The 15338-nt window shown below is 46.8% G+C and carries 12 protein-coding genes, 1 tRNA gene and 1 riboswitch; of the genes, 9 read left to right on the plus strand and 4 right to left on the minus strand.

From position 1 onward, the window contains the following. Positions 1-8: 8 nt before the first annotated feature. Positions 9-998 (minus strand): GTP 3',8-cyclase MoaA, encoded by a 990-nt coding sequence (gene moaA / locus OCU35_RS09185; protein WP_261825241.1) that lies wholly within the window; start codon positions 996-998, stop codon positions 9-11. After that, a riboswitch (molybdenum cofactor riboswitch) is annotated at positions 987-1154 on the minus strand. Its footprint overlaps the gene before it by 12 nt. 173 nt (positions 1155-1327) lie before the next feature. Between moaA and yvcK the strand changes: the two genes are divergently transcribed. Continuing rightward, positions 1328-2212, plus strand: coding sequence for a uridine diphosphate-N-acetylglucosamine-binding protein YvcK (gene yvcK / locus OCU35_RS09190; protein ID WP_017031047.1), 885 nt, complete (start codon positions 1328-1330; stop codon positions 2210-2212). 7 nt (positions 2213-2219) lie between these two features. Here yvcK and OCU35_RS09195 read toward each other — a convergent pair whose 3' ends face one another. From OCU35_RS09195 to uvrB, 3 genes are read right to left on the minus strand one after another with little or no spacing between them, the layout of a single operon-like run. After that, positions 2220-2579: an Hpt domain-containing protein gene (locus OCU35_RS09195; RefSeq protein ID WP_017029752.1), complete on the minus strand. Its 360-nt coding sequence runs from the start codon at positions 2577-2579 to the stop codon at positions 2220-2222. Continuing rightward, a complete protein-coding gene (gene luxO / locus OCU35_RS09200; RefSeq protein ID WP_017029753.1) occupies positions 2572-3975 on the minus strand; it encodes a quorum-sensing sigma-54 dependent transcriptional regulator LuxO in 1404 nt (467 codons plus the stop codon). The genes OCU35_RS09195 and luxO overlap by 8 nt, the downstream gene beginning before the upstream one ends. Positions 3976-3994: 19 nt before the next feature. Then, on the minus strand, positions 3995-6022 hold the full coding sequence (gene uvrB, locus OCU35_RS09205) for an excinuclease ABC subunit UvrB (RefSeq protein ID WP_261825916.1): 2028 nt from the start codon (positions 6020-6022) through the stop codon (positions 3995-3997). Between the two features lie 516 nt (positions 6023-6538). Between uvrB and OCU35_RS09210 the strand changes: the two genes are divergently transcribed. The 8 genes from OCU35_RS09210 to nth all read left to right on the plus strand — a co-directional run bounded on the left by OCU35_RS09210 (position 6539) and on the right by nth (position 15328). Further along, positions 6539-6614 (plus strand) — tRNA-Asn (locus OCU35_RS09210). 2068 nt (positions 6615-8682) lie between these two features. Next, positions 8683-9264 carry an electron transport complex subunit RsxA gene (gene rsxA / locus OCU35_RS09215; protein ID WP_065209629.1) on the plus strand — a complete coding sequence of 194 codons (582 nt, stop codon included), beginning with the start codon at positions 8683-8685 and terminating at the stop codon, positions 9262-9264. Beyond that, positions 9264-9851 carry an electron transport complex subunit RsxB gene (gene rsxB, locus OCU35_RS09220; RefSeq protein WP_017027034.1) on the plus strand — a complete coding sequence of 196 codons (588 nt, stop codon included), beginning with the start codon at positions 9264-9266 and terminating at the stop codon, positions 9849-9851. The genes rsxA and rsxB overlap by 1 nt, the downstream gene beginning before the upstream one ends. Before the next feature lie 6 nt (positions 9852-9857). Continuing rightward, positions 9858-12305 carry an electron transport complex subunit RsxC gene (gene rsxC / locus OCU35_RS09225; protein WP_261825242.1) on the plus strand — a complete coding sequence of 816 codons (2448 nt, stop codon included), beginning with the start codon at positions 9858-9860 and terminating at the stop codon, positions 12303-12305. Continuing rightward, complete coding sequence (rsxD, locus tag OCU35_RS09230) at positions 12305-13354, plus strand: electron transport complex subunit RsxD (RefSeq protein WP_102367128.1); 1050 nt, start codon at positions 12305-12307, stop codon at positions 13352-13354. The genes rsxC and rsxD overlap by 1 nt, the downstream gene beginning before the upstream one ends. Positions 13355-13358: 4 nt before the next feature. Then, positions 13359-13988: an electron transport complex subunit RsxG gene (gene rsxG, locus OCU35_RS09235; RefSeq protein WP_065209627.1), complete on the plus strand. Its 630-nt coding sequence runs from the start codon at positions 13359-13361 to the stop codon at positions 13986-13988. After that, positions 13988-14680, plus strand: coding sequence for an electron transport complex subunit E (locus tag OCU35_RS09240; RefSeq protein WP_261825243.1), 693 nt, complete (start codon positions 13988-13990; stop codon positions 14678-14680). The genes rsxG and OCU35_RS09240 overlap by 1 nt, the downstream gene beginning before the upstream one ends. 12 nt (positions 14681-14692) lie before the next feature. Then, a complete protein-coding gene (gene nth / locus OCU35_RS09245) occupies positions 14693-15328 on the plus strand; it encodes an endonuclease III (protein WP_261825244.1) in 636 nt (211 codons plus the stop codon). The last annotated feature ends 10 nt before the right edge of the window (positions 15329-15338 follow it).

Below are 15338 nucleotides of genomic sequence, written 5' to 3' on the forward strand. Positions count from 1 at the left end.
GACGAAGATTAGCCGCCGATCGATGCCAGGTGCGGTGTCGCTCCTGGATTATTTTGATCAAGATGGTGGCTGATATCTTTGGTTTGTAAACCCTGCGATATACGAGCAATCAAAGCCTCTTCTTGCTCATCTTTTTGCATCAGATCGCGAAGCTCTAAGCCCTCTTCACCAAATAGGCAAAGGTGCAATTTACCCATCGCTGATACACGCAGCCTGTTACAGGTTGAACAGAAGCCTTTTTCGTATGGCATGATAAGGCCGATCTCACCCTTGTAATCCGGGTGGACAAATACCTGGGCTGGCCCATCATTCACTTCTCGAAGCTTTAAGAGCCAACCATTGGCTATCAGTTGATTTCGTATTGCGACCCCAGAAACATGGCGCTTATCAAACAGCTCATCCATTTCGCCGGTTTTCATCAGTTCGATAAAACGCAATTGGATAGGCTTATCTTTGATCCAGCTTAGGAATTGCGGCAGTTGTTGGCTGTTGAGGTCTTTGAGTAACACCACATTCACTTTGACCTGCTCGTATCCCACCTCAAAGGCGCGATCGATACCCGCCATAACATCATGAAAACGGTTTTGACCCGTAATCTGATGAAATTGCTTGGGATCAAGGCTGTCTAGGCTAACGTTGATATGCGTAAGCCCAGCCTCTTTCCAATCGGAAACTTGCTTAGCCATACGATAACCGTTGGTGGTGGTTGCGATTTTGTCGATGCCCGGGGTCTCGGCAACGCTGTGCACGATATCCGTGAAATCTCTACGCAAAGTTGGTTCGCCACCAGTGATACGAACCTTAGTCGTACCGCAATGGGCGAACGCTCTCACTACACGCTGTATCTCAGGGAGAGTGATAAATGGGGGGCGTTTACTCGCCTCTGGATGATACCCATCCGGCAAGCAATAATTGCACTTAAAGTTACACACGTCGGTAACTGAAAGTCGCAAGTAATAAAACTTGCGATGAAAACTATCTTCGAATTGTTGCGTCACAAAACACCTTTCCTAAATACGGGAGGCAACTCCATTTCTAGAGCAACCCTGGTGGCGAAATGCCACGGCCTAAATCACATATTGTTCTGCCCAAACGTTCGCTTTCGGGAACACAGCGTCAAACTTAGTGAAGGAGACTCGGAGTTTTACACCTACAGTATAAACCATTTTTCGCAGGCGAATGCTAAAGCCTAAAGGAATGCAGTAACTTTTGCCAAGATGAATGTTACAAAAGGCGCGCTTAATCAAGTTCATTCGCGGTAAATTTGGTCTAATCTAAAGATTCGGGTACATTTGCCCAGTATTTCTAAGGAAAATAAGCGATTAGCGTGGAAATTTACTCATCTAAAAAAGTCGTCGCCATCGGTGGCGGGCATGGTCTTGGTCGTATTTTGGCGGCTTTAAAAGATTTTGGAAGCAATGCAACCGGCATAGTCACCACCACAGATAATGGCGGTTCTACCGGGCGTATTCGTTACTGCCAAGGCGGCATTGCATGGGGTGATACGCGCAACTGTATCAACCAGTTAATTACAGAGCCCTCTATCAGTTCAATGATGTTTGAATATCGCTTTCGCGGGGCTGGCGAGCTCGATGGTCATAATCTAGGTAATCTAATTCTCACCGCTATGGATAATCTCTCGGTTAGGCCACTAGAGGCCATCAATTTGGTCCGCGAGTTACTTAAGGTGGATGTCAATATCTTGCCGATGACCGAGCACCCTTCAGACTTACGCGCCTTATCCACTAAGGGCAGTTGGGTAAAGGGTGAAACCAGCGTAGATGAAATGGAAGAAGATCTGTTAAGGCTTGATCTCGACCCTGAAGTCCCTGCTATTTGCGAGTCGGTTGATGCCATCAAGCAAGCCGATGTGATCATTTTGGGACCGGGCAGCTTTTTAACCAGTATCATGCCACCTCTGTTATTACCGGAAATCGGCAAAGCCATTAAGGCCAATACCAACGCAAAGGTAATACTAATTGAAAACCTGAGCCCTGAATTTGGCCCGGCGGGTCGCATGGATTTAAGGCAAAAACTGAATTGGATTGAGCGTGCTTGTCAGGGGCGCAAAATCGACGTGGTATTGGGCGACGTTCCGCATCCAGAATTGGAAGATAAATGGAACATAGCTACCCGCGATCTTGCCTCAATGAATAGAGGCTGGCGTCACGATCGCGAGAAACTGCGCCAAGCGGTTTTAGAGCAGCTGTAACTGGTATCTAATGAAGTTGGGCTTGTAATTGGTCCAACTTAAACACTGTGCGTCGCAATAGTGCGATTAGCTCGTCGCATTGACTGTCAAAATCTTGCAGCTGCTGTTGTTTGTAAAAGGCGTCCATTTCGGTGGCCTTTTCTGAGAGTAAGGCAGCACCAAAACTCGGCGCACTGCCTTTTATCGCGTGACAGGTACGAGCAATCATCTCTCTATTCTCTTCGCTAGCAGCTACGCCTTCAATTTGACCAATGTATTGCTGAAGCTCTTGCTTGAAGATATCCAGTAATACAGGCATGGCTTCCTCGCCCACCTGAGCACGTAAGCTAGTAATCTTATCGCTTTGCAACAGATTTAGTTCATCCACGCCCTTTCTCCCATTTTTCTAGTTTTCTGTAGAGTGTTGATGCACTGACATCCAGTTCAGTAGCGGCGGCAGGTATACTGCCACCACACAGTTCTATGGCTCTTTCTATGGTTCTGCGCTCCACTAACGCCAACGGCACGATCTTTTTGCTGTCGTCATTTTGCTCAGGGTCTATGAACTGATCGATAACCTCTTCGGAATAGGAAGCCACTCTGAATCTATCTAAGGGTGAAGGTAGCATGTCCATTTTCACCTCTTCGCCTTCGTTTAGAACCACAATATTACGAATTACATTTTGCAACTGGCGCACATTCCCCGGCCAAGGATAGGCAACGAAGTGACGAAGCACCTCTTCGTTGAATTTGCCAAACTGCTTACTCTCTTCAAGGGAAGTAAAACCTAACAAAGAGTAGGCAATCTCGACAATGTCATCCCCTCTGTCTCTTAGAGGTGGCAGATGCAATGGGATAACGTAAAGACGGTAATAAAGATCCTCACGAAAACGCCCTCTTTTCACTTCTTGCCAAGGGTCTTTGTTGGTCGCACACACAAAACGCACATCGACTGCACTGAGCTTTGATGAACCGACTTTTTGATAGGTACCGGTCTGAATAAAGCGCAGTAACTTGGTTTGTAAGTCCAAATCCATCTCACACAATTCATCCAAAAATAAGGTGCCACCATCAGCCAACTCTGCTGCCCCTTTTCGATCCGTTGCAGCCCCAGTAAAGGCGCCTTTTACATGACCAAACAGCTCACTTTCAATCAGGTCTTTAGGAATAGCGGCACAGTTCAGCGCAATAAAGGGTTCAGTACTTCGATTGCTCACAGAGTGGATAGCTTCAGCACACACCTCTTTACCTGTTCCGCTCTCGCCAGTAATAAAGATACTCGCCTTACTAGATGCGGCCGAGTCTATGGTCTTATAGACTTTTTGCATGCTAGCGCTAGAGCCAATAAAGCCTTGATATTGGTTTATCTCGCCAAGAACATCGTGCTTGCCATTTTGAGTTTGGTGTATGGCTTTAGATACTGTAATGCGGAGCTGATCCGCCTCACATGGCTTAATCAAAAAATCATGAGCACCGGCTCTCATTGCCTCAACGGCAACCTCGATAGAGCCATGTGCTGTCATGAAGATAACCGGGACCTTAGGTGCTCTTGCCCGCACCTTTTTCAGTACGTCCATTCCTGTCATATCAGGCAGGCGTAAGTCCAGCAGCATAAGATCGATGGGCTGCTGCTCTAGATGTGCTAATGCCGCCTCACCACTAGAAACGATTTGAATATCCAAATTCAATGTTGATAGATAGGTCTGGTATAAGGTCGCCACTGAGAGCGTGTCCTCTACCATCAACAATCTTAACTGCTTGTTTGCTATTTTATTTTTTGACATTCGCTGTTAAACCTAACTCCTAGCTGTTGGCGATGAATTGCCTTCGGTACTCTTCCATTTGATCTCGTTTGGCAGCGGCTTGCTCAAACTCAAGATTCTGAGCATGCTGGTACATCTCGTTTTCTAGCTTAAGTATAAGCTTCTCTAATTCTTGCGGTGACAAAGTCTTATATTGCTCATCGCTTTCCGCCACTTTCGATAATGGCACAGCTTTCGACTTCTTATTGCCTCCAGCTTTAGCAACACTCCCCAGCTCCATAATATCTTTGATGCTTTTCTTCAGAGCTTGCGGCTGGATACCATTATCTTCATTGTACTGGTGCTGCTTCAAGCGTCGACGCTCTGTTTCGCCTATCGCTTTGGCCATCGACTTGGTAATGCGATCACCATACAAGATAGCCTTACCTTCAAGGTTACGTGCGGCACGACCTATGGTCTGAATCAGCGAGCGCTCTGAGCGAAGGAAGCCTTCTTTATCAGCATCGAGAATCGCCACCAGCGATACCTCAGGCATATCCAAGCCCTCTCGAAGCAAGTTAATGCCCACCAGCACATCAAACTCACCTAAACGCAGGTCTCGAATTATCTCGACACGCTCTACAGTATCTACATCCGAGTGCAAATAACGAACCTTAACATCATGCTCAGTCAGGTATTCCGTTAAATCCTCAGCCATACGCTTGGTGAGTGTCGTCACCAACACTCTTTCATCTTTAACGCTTCGAATGCGTATCTCTGATAGCAAGTCATCGACCTGAGTACCTACAGGGCGCACCTCAATCTCAGGGTCTAGTAAACCTGTAGGACGAACCACCTGCTCAGCAATATCACTGCCGGACATCTCTTTTTCATAATCACTCGGCGTTGCCGAAACAAAGATAGTTTGAGGGGCTAAAGCTTCAAACTCATCAAATTTTAATGGACGGTTATCAAGGGCTGACGGCAAACGAAAGCCAAACTCGACTAAGGTCTCTTTACGAGAACGGTCACCTTTGTACATAGCGCCAATCTGCGGAACCGTCACGTGTGACTCATCGATAACTAACAAACCATCCGCAGGAAGGTAATCAAACAAGGTTGGTGGCGGTTCACCCTCTTCACGGCCACTAAGGTGCCTTGAATAGTTTTCTACCCCTGAGCAAAATCCAAGTTCGTTCATCATTTCGATATCAAACTGAGTACGCTGACTGATGCGCTGTTCTTCAAGTAATTTATTGTTATCAAGCAAGTATTTCTTACGATCAACGAGCTCGTCTTTAATCTTCTCTATCGCTTCCAGCATGCGATCACGCGGTGTGACGTAGTGGGTTTTCGGATAGATGGTAAACCGAGGTAGATCTCTTTGGATCACTGAACCTGTTAGTGGATCGAAAATACTGATGCAATCTATCTCGTCATCAAACATCTCAATGCGCACCGCATCATGCTCTGATTCAGCGGGATAGATATCAATCACCTCACCTCGAACGCGGAACTGTCCACGCTCAAATGCCACATCGTTTCTTGAATACTGTAATTCTGCAAGACGGCGTAGGATATCTCTTTGATCCAACACATCGCCACGCCTAACGTGTAACATCATTTTAAGATAAGACTCAGGATCACCCAGTCCGTAAATAGCCGAAACGGACGCCACAATGATGGCATCTTTTCGCTCTAGCAGTGCTTTTGTCGCTGACAGCCTCATTTGTTCAATATGGGCATTCACCGAAGAGTCTTTCTCAATAAAGGTGTCAGTAGTCGGAACGTACGCTTCAGGTTGATAGTAATCGTAATACGAAACAAAGTACTCAACGGCATTGTTAGGAAAGAAGGCTTTCATCTCCCCATACAATTGAGCAGCTAAGGTCTTGTTCGGTGCCAAAATAATAGCCGGACGCTGCGCCTCGGCGATAACATTCGCCAGCGAAAAGGTTTTACCCGAGCCAGTCACACCCAATAAAGTTTGGTGGGCTAGACCACTATCCAATCCATCAAGCAATTGTTTGATGGCTGTGGGCTGATCTCCCGCGGGCTGATAGCTCGAAACCAAATCAAACGTTTTGATGCTTTTTTCTTCATCCACAATGGGTTACCTTCACCTAAATTATCTTTATGGGTATTTATATCAATTTTATCACCAATAGTGCTAGCACTCGATTTTAACATTTGCTATATTCTTCTCCCCTGCAAGAAAACCCCTCTTATTGTAACATCTATTTAACTCACAGCTTTTCCCCAAAATTTAGTCAATCGTTAACTTTCTGTTTATTTTTTAAACAACCTCGAAACACCTCTCAAATCTTGTTATAGCACATATTTCTCGTACAACACCTTGTATTATCTGCACTTACGGTAGATAACTGCACTAGACCAAGTTATCAGCATGTTAACAAAATAAAATTACCCCGATCTCATCAACATACTTATCCACAAATTCAGTGGATAACTGTCATCAAGCCTTAATACGACTGGCCTCAACATTATCCACAACACGAGTCGCGTAATTTTTCCTATAAATCTTCAGATTTAATGTTGACAGAGATAAGCCTTCTCAGTAATATTCGCCTCGCTTTAGAGCAATTCCCCCTTAGTTCAGTTGGTAGAACGGCGGACTGTTAATCCGTATGTCGCAAGTTCAAGTCTTGCAGGGGGAGCCAAATTCTTAAGAAACCGCATTACGAAAGTATTGCGGTTTTTTTACGTCTGCACTTTGTGAACGGTAGATATGTCACAACCGGATGGCCGGCCCGTACAAGTCTTGCAGGGGGAGCCAAATTTCGAAGAAACCGTATCATGAAAATGATGCGGTTTTTTTACGTCTGCATTTTGTGAACGGTAGATATGTCGCAACCGGATGGCCGGCCCGTTCCAGTCTTGCAGGGGGAGCCAAATTCAGAGAAACCGCATTACGAAAGTATTGCGGTTTTTTTACGTCTGCACTTTGTGAACGGTAGATATGTCGCAACCGGATGGCCGGCCCGTACAAGTCTTGCAGGGGGGCCAAATTTCGAAGAAACCGTATCATGAAAATGATGCGGTTTTTTTTCGTCTGCACTTTGTGAACGATGGATATGTCGCAACCGGATGGCCGGCCCGTACAAGTCTTGCAGGGGGAGCCAAATTATTAAAAAACCGCACTACGAAAGTATTGCGGTTTTTTTTCACCTGCACTTTGTGAACGATGGATATGTCACAACCGGATGGCCGGCCCGTACAAGTCTTGCAGGGGGAGCCAAATTTTGAAGAAACCGTATCATGAAAATGATGCGGTTTTTTTTCGTCTGCACTTTGTGAACGATGGATATGTCACAACCGGATGGCCGGCCCGTACAAGTCTTGCAGGGGGAGCCAAATTTCGAAGAAACCGTATCATGAAAATGATGCGGTTTTTTTTCGTCTGCATTTTGCACCACAGCCCAAAAATAACCGTCATTCCCGCATGTCGTTAGCGGGAATCTAAGTACGTACTAACCTAAAGATTGCCGATAAAAGACCTCGGCAATGACGTCTTTAGCGTTGGGCGTGCGCACAAGAGTAAAAAGCCCGTCATTCCCGCATGTTGTTAGCGGGAATCTAAGCACGCACTAACTCAAAGATTGCCGATAAGAGACCTCGGCAATGACGTATTTAGCGTTGGGCGTGCGCACAAAAGTAAAAAGCCCGTCATTCCCGCATGTTGTTAGCGGGAATCTAAGCACGCACTAACTCAAAGATTGCCGATAAGAGACCTCGGCAATGACGTATTTAGCGTTGGGCGTGCGCACAAGAGTAAAAAGTCTGTCATTCCCACATGTCGTTAGCGCGAATCTAAGTACGTACTAACCTAAAGATTGCCGATAAAAGACCTCGGCAATGACGTCTTTAGCGTTGGGCGTGCGCACAAGAGTAAAAAGCCCGTCATTCCCGCATGTTGTTAGCGGGAATCTCAGTACGTACCAACTTAAAGATTGCCGATAAGAGACCTCGGCAATGACGTCTTTAGCGTTGGGCGTGCGCACAAGAGTAAAAAGCCCATCATTCCCGCATGTTGTTAGCGGGAATCTAAGTACGTACTAACTCAAAGATTGCCGATAAGAGACCTCGGCAATGACGTATTTAGCGTTGGGCATGCGCACAAAGGTAAAAAACCCATCATTCCCGCATGTTGTTAGCGGGAATCTAAGTACGTACCAACTTAAAGGTTGCCGATAAGAGACCTCGGCAATGACAGTTCTGAGCTGGTGCTGCCAAGATGCACAAAGGTGAAAAGCCCGTCATTCCCGCATGTCGTTAGCGGGAATCTAAGTACGCACCAACTCAAAGATTGCCGATAAGAGACCTCGGCAATGACAATCCTGAACTAGCGCTATCAACGTGCACAAAAGTAAAAGCCCGTCATTCCCGCATGTTGTTAGCGGGAATCTCAGTACGTACCAACTTAAAGGTTGCCGATAAGAGACCTCGGCAATGACGGTTCTGATCTGGCACTGCCAATATGAACAAGGGCGAAACCGAGTCATTCCCCACCCAAATTCGCAACCTTAGTCCCCATAAACAACCACAAAACCAAAAACAAACGACGTTATCAGACGTTACAGCCCACTTTTATGCACTCAATTTGAAAAGAACTGCGTATAAACGGCTATATTTTCTACAAATGTTCTAAATCCCTATAGATGTTGTGTTGTTAAATACCTGACAAATTAGGATAATGTTCAGCTCGATCTGGGTGAGTAAAAAATTGGTATGACCGAATATCTTTTGTTGTTGATTGGTACAGTGCTGGTCAACAACTTTGTGCTAGTGAAATTCTTAGGCTTATGTCCGTTTATGGGAGTCTCTAAAAAATTAGAGACTGCGATAGGTATGGGGCTAGCGACAACCTTTGTTCTGACCTTGGCGTCAGTGTGTGCGTATTTAGTAGAAACCTATCTACTACAGCCGCTTGGCATCGAATATCTAAGAACCATGAGTTTCATTTTGGTGATTGCGGTCGTGGTTCAATTTACTGAGATGGTGGTGCACAAAACCAGCCCTACGCTATACCGCCTGCTCGGCATTTTTATCCCATTGATCACCACAAACTGTGCCGTATTGGGCGTAGCACTGCTCAATGTAAACGAAAATCACAGCTTTGTTGAATCCATCATCTACGGATTTGGCGCAGCCGTCGGTTTCTCCATGGTATTGATCCTGTTTGCTTCAATGCGCGAACGTATTGCAGCTTCAGATGTTCCGGTGCCTTTTAGAGGCGCCTCCATTGCGATGATTACCGCTGGCTTAATGGCGCTTGCCTTTATGGGCTTTACTGGCTTGGTGAAGATCTAATGGAAGTTATCTTAATCTCCATTGTCGCCCTCGTTGCCCTTGCCGCTCTATTTGGCGGATTGCTTGGCTTCGCCTCGATTCGCTTCAAAGTAGAAGCCGATCCTATCGTTGAACAAGTTGACTCCATTTTGCCACAGACACAATGTGGCCAATGTGGCTATCCTGGCTGTCGCCCATATGCTGAAGCGATTGCTAACGGTGATGCAATCAACAAATGCCCTCCAGGTGGTGAAGCCACAATTCAAAAACTGGCAGATCTTATGGGGGTTGATGTACCCGATTCGGCACACGATCTTTCCGACAATGTAAAGAAAGTCGCCTTCATCCACGAAGACATGTGCATTGGCTGTACTAAGTGTATTCAAGCGTGCCCAGTGGACGCCATCGTTGGCGGAACAAAGGCCATGCACACCATCATTGCCGATCAATGCACTGGCTGTGATCTCTGTGTATCACCCTGCCCGACTGAATGTATTGAAATGATTCCGGTTAAAGCCACACCGGACACCTGGAAATGGCAACTTGATACCATTCCAGTAGTTAATGTAGATACCAATGTGCCAAGCACAACAACTGAGAACTCATAACCACCAATGCTGTCACTTATTGAACAAATTCGCTCTGGCCATCTCTGGGACTTCCCTGGAGGCATTCATCCGCCAGAACACAAAGCACAATCACTCACCCATAAAATCGGGCGAGCTAATATTGCGAATGAGATAGTCATCCCAGTCAAGCAACACATTGGTAAAGAAGGTGATCTACTGGTCAGGGTGGGAGACTCGGTTTTGAAAGGCCAACCTCTGACTCAGTACCACACCAGCTTAAGCTTGCCAGTGCACGCGTCTACCTCAGGTGTTGTCACAGCCATTGAGCCAAGAACAGGTTGTCACCCATCTGGATTGCCTGAGCTTTCAATCGTTATCAAACCGGATCAGAAAGATACCTGGATTGAGCATAGTGGTATCACCAACTACCAAGAACTAAGCGCGGAAGAGCTGGTCAATGTCATCCGCCAAGCGGGGATATCAGGTATGGGCGGCGCAGGCTTCCCAACCGCAAGAAAGCTGCAATCTGGTTTTAGTCGTACTGATATTTTGATCATCAATGCTGCTGAATGTGAACCTTACATTACTGCCGATGATAGCCTGATGCGTGAATACGCAGAGCAGGTTATCCAAGGCATTGAGATTTTAAGTCACATCTTAAAACCTAAGCTGTGCATTATTGGCATTGAAGACAACAAACCGGAAGCCATCCAAGCCCTTAATAAGGCTGGAGAGAACCACGATATCGTCATTCGCGTTATCCCGACCAAATACCCATCCGGTGGTGAGCGCCAGCTGATCAAGGTATTAACCGACAAAGAAGTGCCTTCAAGCGGTCTGCCTGCTGACATCGGCATCATGGTGCAAAACGTGGGTTCTGCTTTTGCTGTAAAACGCGCGGTCATCGATGGCGAGCCTTTGATTGAACGTGTTGTGACTATGACAGGTGGCAGTGTCAGCCAAGCGCAGAACTTATGGGTGCCAATTGGTACTCCAGTGCAGTCGTTACTTGAACAAGCCCACTTTTCTCCTTGGAAGAAACAGTCGGTGATCATGGGCGGTCCAATGATGGGCTTTACCCTGCCTCACACTCAGGTGCCTATCACGAAAACCAGCAACTGTATCTTAGCCCCTGCGAAAAGAGAGCTAGAGTTCACAGCCGATGAAATGGCTTGTATTCGTTGTGGTCAATGTGCAGAGGCTTGCCCTGCCTCACTGCTACCACAGCAAATGTATTGGTACTCGAAAGACAAAGACCTAGAAAAATGCGAAGAATACAAGGTTAAGGATTGTATCGAATGTGGTGCTTGTGCCTATGTGTGCCCGAGCAACATCCCATTGGTGAACTACTTCCGTCAATCTAAGACCGAAATCAGGATTCAAGCCGCTGAAGCCGAAGCCGCTGAACGCGCTAAGGTTCGTTTTGAACAACGAAAAGAGCGCCTAGAGCGCGATAAAATTGAGCGCGAACAGAAGTACAAGATCGCCGCAGAAAAACGCCGCAGTCAAATGAAAACCGAAGGCGGTGATGATGCCATTGCTGCGGCAATAGAACGCGTTAAGCAGAAAAAGACTGAAGGTCCTAAACCTGCCGTTGCTGCCGCTATTGCTAGAGCTAAAGCGAAGCAAGCCGAAGCACAGTCAGAAAACGCGACTGAGCCAGATAATTCTGAGATGCGCAAATTGCGTGAACAGCGCAAGGAAGAAGCGCGTCTTCGTCGCGAACAAAAAGCGGATCAGCAACCAACAGCTGCAGGAACGAAAAGTGATGCTGTTGCAGCCGCTATTGCTCGCGCCAAGGCAAAGAAAGAACAGCTTGCATCAACAAACTCAGAAACTAGCGATGCAAAGACTGACAAGCAAGATGCAGTGAAAGCGGCCATTGAACGAGCTAAGGCACGTAAAGCGGCGCAAGCAAGTGCACAGTCTCAAACCATCGAATCAGCAGATTTGGATGATTCGAATGATTCCAAAAATTCTGCGGTCGCAGCAGCTGTAGCAAGAGCTAAAGCACGCAAAGCTCAACAACAAGCCACTGATACTGAGCCTAAAGCTGACGACCCGAAAAAAGCAGCTGTCGCGGCCGCTGTAGCAAGAGCAAAAGCGCGCAAGGCTCAGCAACAAACCGCTGATACTGAGCCAAAAGCTAGCGAATCAGCAGAATCCGATGACCCGAAAAAAGCGGCGGTTGCGGCTGCCATTGCAAGAGCCAAAGCACGCAAGGCTCAGCAACAAACCGCTGATACTGAGCCAAAAGCTGAAGAACCAGCTGAATCGGATGACCCGAAAAAAGTGGCGGTTGCGGCTGCCATTGCAAGAGCCAAAGCACGCAAAGCTCAGCAGCAACAAACCACTGAAAATGAGCCTGAAGCTAGCGAACCAGCTGAATCGGATGACCCGAAAAAAGCAGCGGTTGCTGCCGCGATAGCACGAGCAAAAGCAAGAAAAGCGGCAGCGCAAGCCGATAGCAGTGACTCAAAGGAGAATAACTAGTGGCATTTTTTATCGCCAGCTCACCCCATACTCAAAAGCGTCGCTCATTATCGACTATGATGCTGCTAGTGGCACTGTGTGCTGTACCGGGTATTTTGGCACAAACCTACTTCTTTGGTTTTGGCACCTTAATTCAAGTGCTGTTCGCTATATTAGTAGCGTGGACGTTTGAGTCCCTCATCATGCTGGCTCGAGGTCGCTCTCCAATACAAGCGCTTCGAGATAATACCGCACTCGTCACTGCGCTCTTGTTAGCCATCGCCATACCGCCACTCTCACCGTGGTGGATCACCGTCATAGGCTTATTCTTTGCCATTGTGGTTGCTAAGCACCTCTATGGCGGAGTGGGACAAAATCTCTTTAACCCTGCAATGGTGGCTTACGTTGTCTTACTGATTTCGTTCCCAGTACAGATGACCAGTTGGCTAACTCCAGCGCAGATTTCATCCTCACCTGTGGGTGCCACCGATGCCCTATCCCTTATCTTTAGCGGTTACAACCTTGATGGTATGTCGCTGCAACAGATCCGTACCGGGGTTGATGGGATCACCATGGCAACGCCACTTGATACAGTGAAAACTGGGCTTGGGAATGGTCAAACGCTTTCTGAGATCAGTAATAGTCCTCTATTCTCTGGTATCGCAGGCTACGGGTGGGAATGGATTAACGTCTTGTTCCTAATTGGCGGATTAATCATGCTTAAGCTGCGCGTGATTCAATGGTACATCCCAGCAGGTGTGCTTGGCGGCGTATTCTTAACTAGCCTGATACTCTACATCATTGCCCCAGGCACGCTAGGTTCACCACTGTTCCAGTTGTTCTCTGGCGCGACTATGCTCGGCGCATTCTTTATCGCAACAGATCCTGTTTCTGCTGCGACAACCATTAAGGGCCGACTGATTTTTGGTGGCTTAATCGGTGCACTGATCGTCATTATTCGCACCTTTGGCGGCTTCCCTGACGGCGTTGCTTTTGCGGTTATTATCGCCAACATGTGTGTACCGCTTATCGACTACTACACACAACCTAGAACCTACGGTCACAAGTAATATCATGTTAAAAACCATACGAAAAAACGGTTTAGTTCTCGCCATGTTCGCTTGCATCACAACAGGTGTGGTCTCTGTTACCCATCTGTTGACCGAGGATACAATCAAAGCGCAGCAAATCGCTCAGTTGCAAGGACAGCTTAATCAAGTGATCCCAACGAGCCTGCACGACAATGAACTCTATGCCAGCTGCATCGATTTACAAAATGAAGCGTTAGGCACACAAGAAAACATGCCCGCTTATATCGCTACTGTTGATGGCGAGCCAACTTCAGTTGCCATTGAAACTATCGCACCTGATGGTTACAACGGCACGATACGTCTGTTGGTGGGTGTCGACCTACAAGGCAAGGTGTTAGGGGCTCGCGTATTGTCACATCAAGAAACTCCAGGACTTGGCGATAAAATTGATTTGCGCGTATCGGATTGGATCTTGTCGTTTGCCAACAAAGAGATCACAGCAGACAATCAAGATAGCTGGAAGGTACGTAAAGACGGTGGGCAATTTGACCAATTTACTGGCGCAACGATTACTCCGCGCGCAGTGGTGAAGGCCATCTACAACACAGGGCTATACTTTACGCAAAATCAGCAACAGATCTTGAGTAGCTCACCACAATGTGAGGTGAAATAATGTCAGAGAAAAAACTTTTACTAAAGAACGGTCTTTGGGATAACAACCCTGCCCTTGTGCAATTGCTTGGCCTTTGTCCACTGCTTGCAGTATCAGCAACGGTGACCAATGCACTGGGTCTTGGCATCGCTACCTTATTGGTATTAGTCGGTTCGAACCTAACCGTCTCCCTAATTCGCAACCATGTGCCCCAAGAGATCCGTTTGCCTATCTTCGTGATGATCATTGCGGCTTTGGTAACTTGTGTTCAATTGCTAATGAATGCCTACGCCTATGGCTTATACCTATCTCTAGGCATCTTTATCCCATTGATCGTGACCAACTGCATTATCATTGGTCGCGCCGAAGCCTATGCGTCTAAGAATACACCTGTACTGGCTGTGCTGGACGGTCTTTGGATGGGACTGGGTATGACCGCTGTGCTAGTGGTTCTAGGGGCCATTCGTGAAATCCTCGGTAACGGTACTCTTTTCGACGGTGCGGATTTGCTGCTTGGCGATTGGGCAAGTGTATTGCGCATTCAGATGTATCACGTTGATAGCAACTTCCTACTCGCAATGCTTCCACCAGGTGCGTTTATCGGTGTTGGTTTCTTGATTGCAGGCAAAAACTGGCTAGACAACTACCGAGCGCAGCAAGCTCCTAAGCAAGAGAAAAAACAAATAGAACGGGCTCGTGTCACTAACAACTAAAAAACGGACTCAATGAATAAAGATAAGCGTCGACTCATACTTGAAAGATTGCGTGAGGAAAACCCTCACCCAGAAACGGAGCTCAACTGGAGCTCTCCGTTTGAATTACTGATAGCCGTACTATTATCGGCTCAAGCAACCGATGTCAGTGTTAACAAGGCAACAGATAAGCTTTACCCTATCGCTAATACACCGCAAGAAATATTGGATCTTGGCGTTGATGGCTTAAAAGAATACATCAAGACCATTGGCCTGTTTAACTCAAAAGCAGAAAACACCATCAAGACGTGTAAGATCTTACTTGAGCAGCATGGTGGTGAAGTTCCAGAGAACCGAGAAGCGCTCGAGGCCCTACCAGGCGTTGGCAGAAAGACGGCTAACGTTGTTCTTAATACTGCATTTGGTTGGCCAACGATTGCGGTTGATACCCATATCTATCGCGTTTCTAATCGCACCAAGTTTGCTATGGGTAAGACTGTAGATGATGTTGAGCAGAAGCTTCTTAAGGTAGTACCAAAAGAGTTCAAGCTGGACGTACATCATTGGTTAATTCTACACGGTCGTTACACCTGTATTGCTCGCAAGCCACGCTGTGGCAGCTGTATGATAGAAGATTTGTGCGAGTTCAAAGATAAAGCTATCGATTAATACTTAGGTT

The organism is Vibrio breoganii (assembly GCF_024346795.1).
GTDB lineage: Bacteria > Pseudomonadota > Gammaproteobacteria > Enterobacterales > Vibrionaceae > Vibrio > Vibrio breoganii.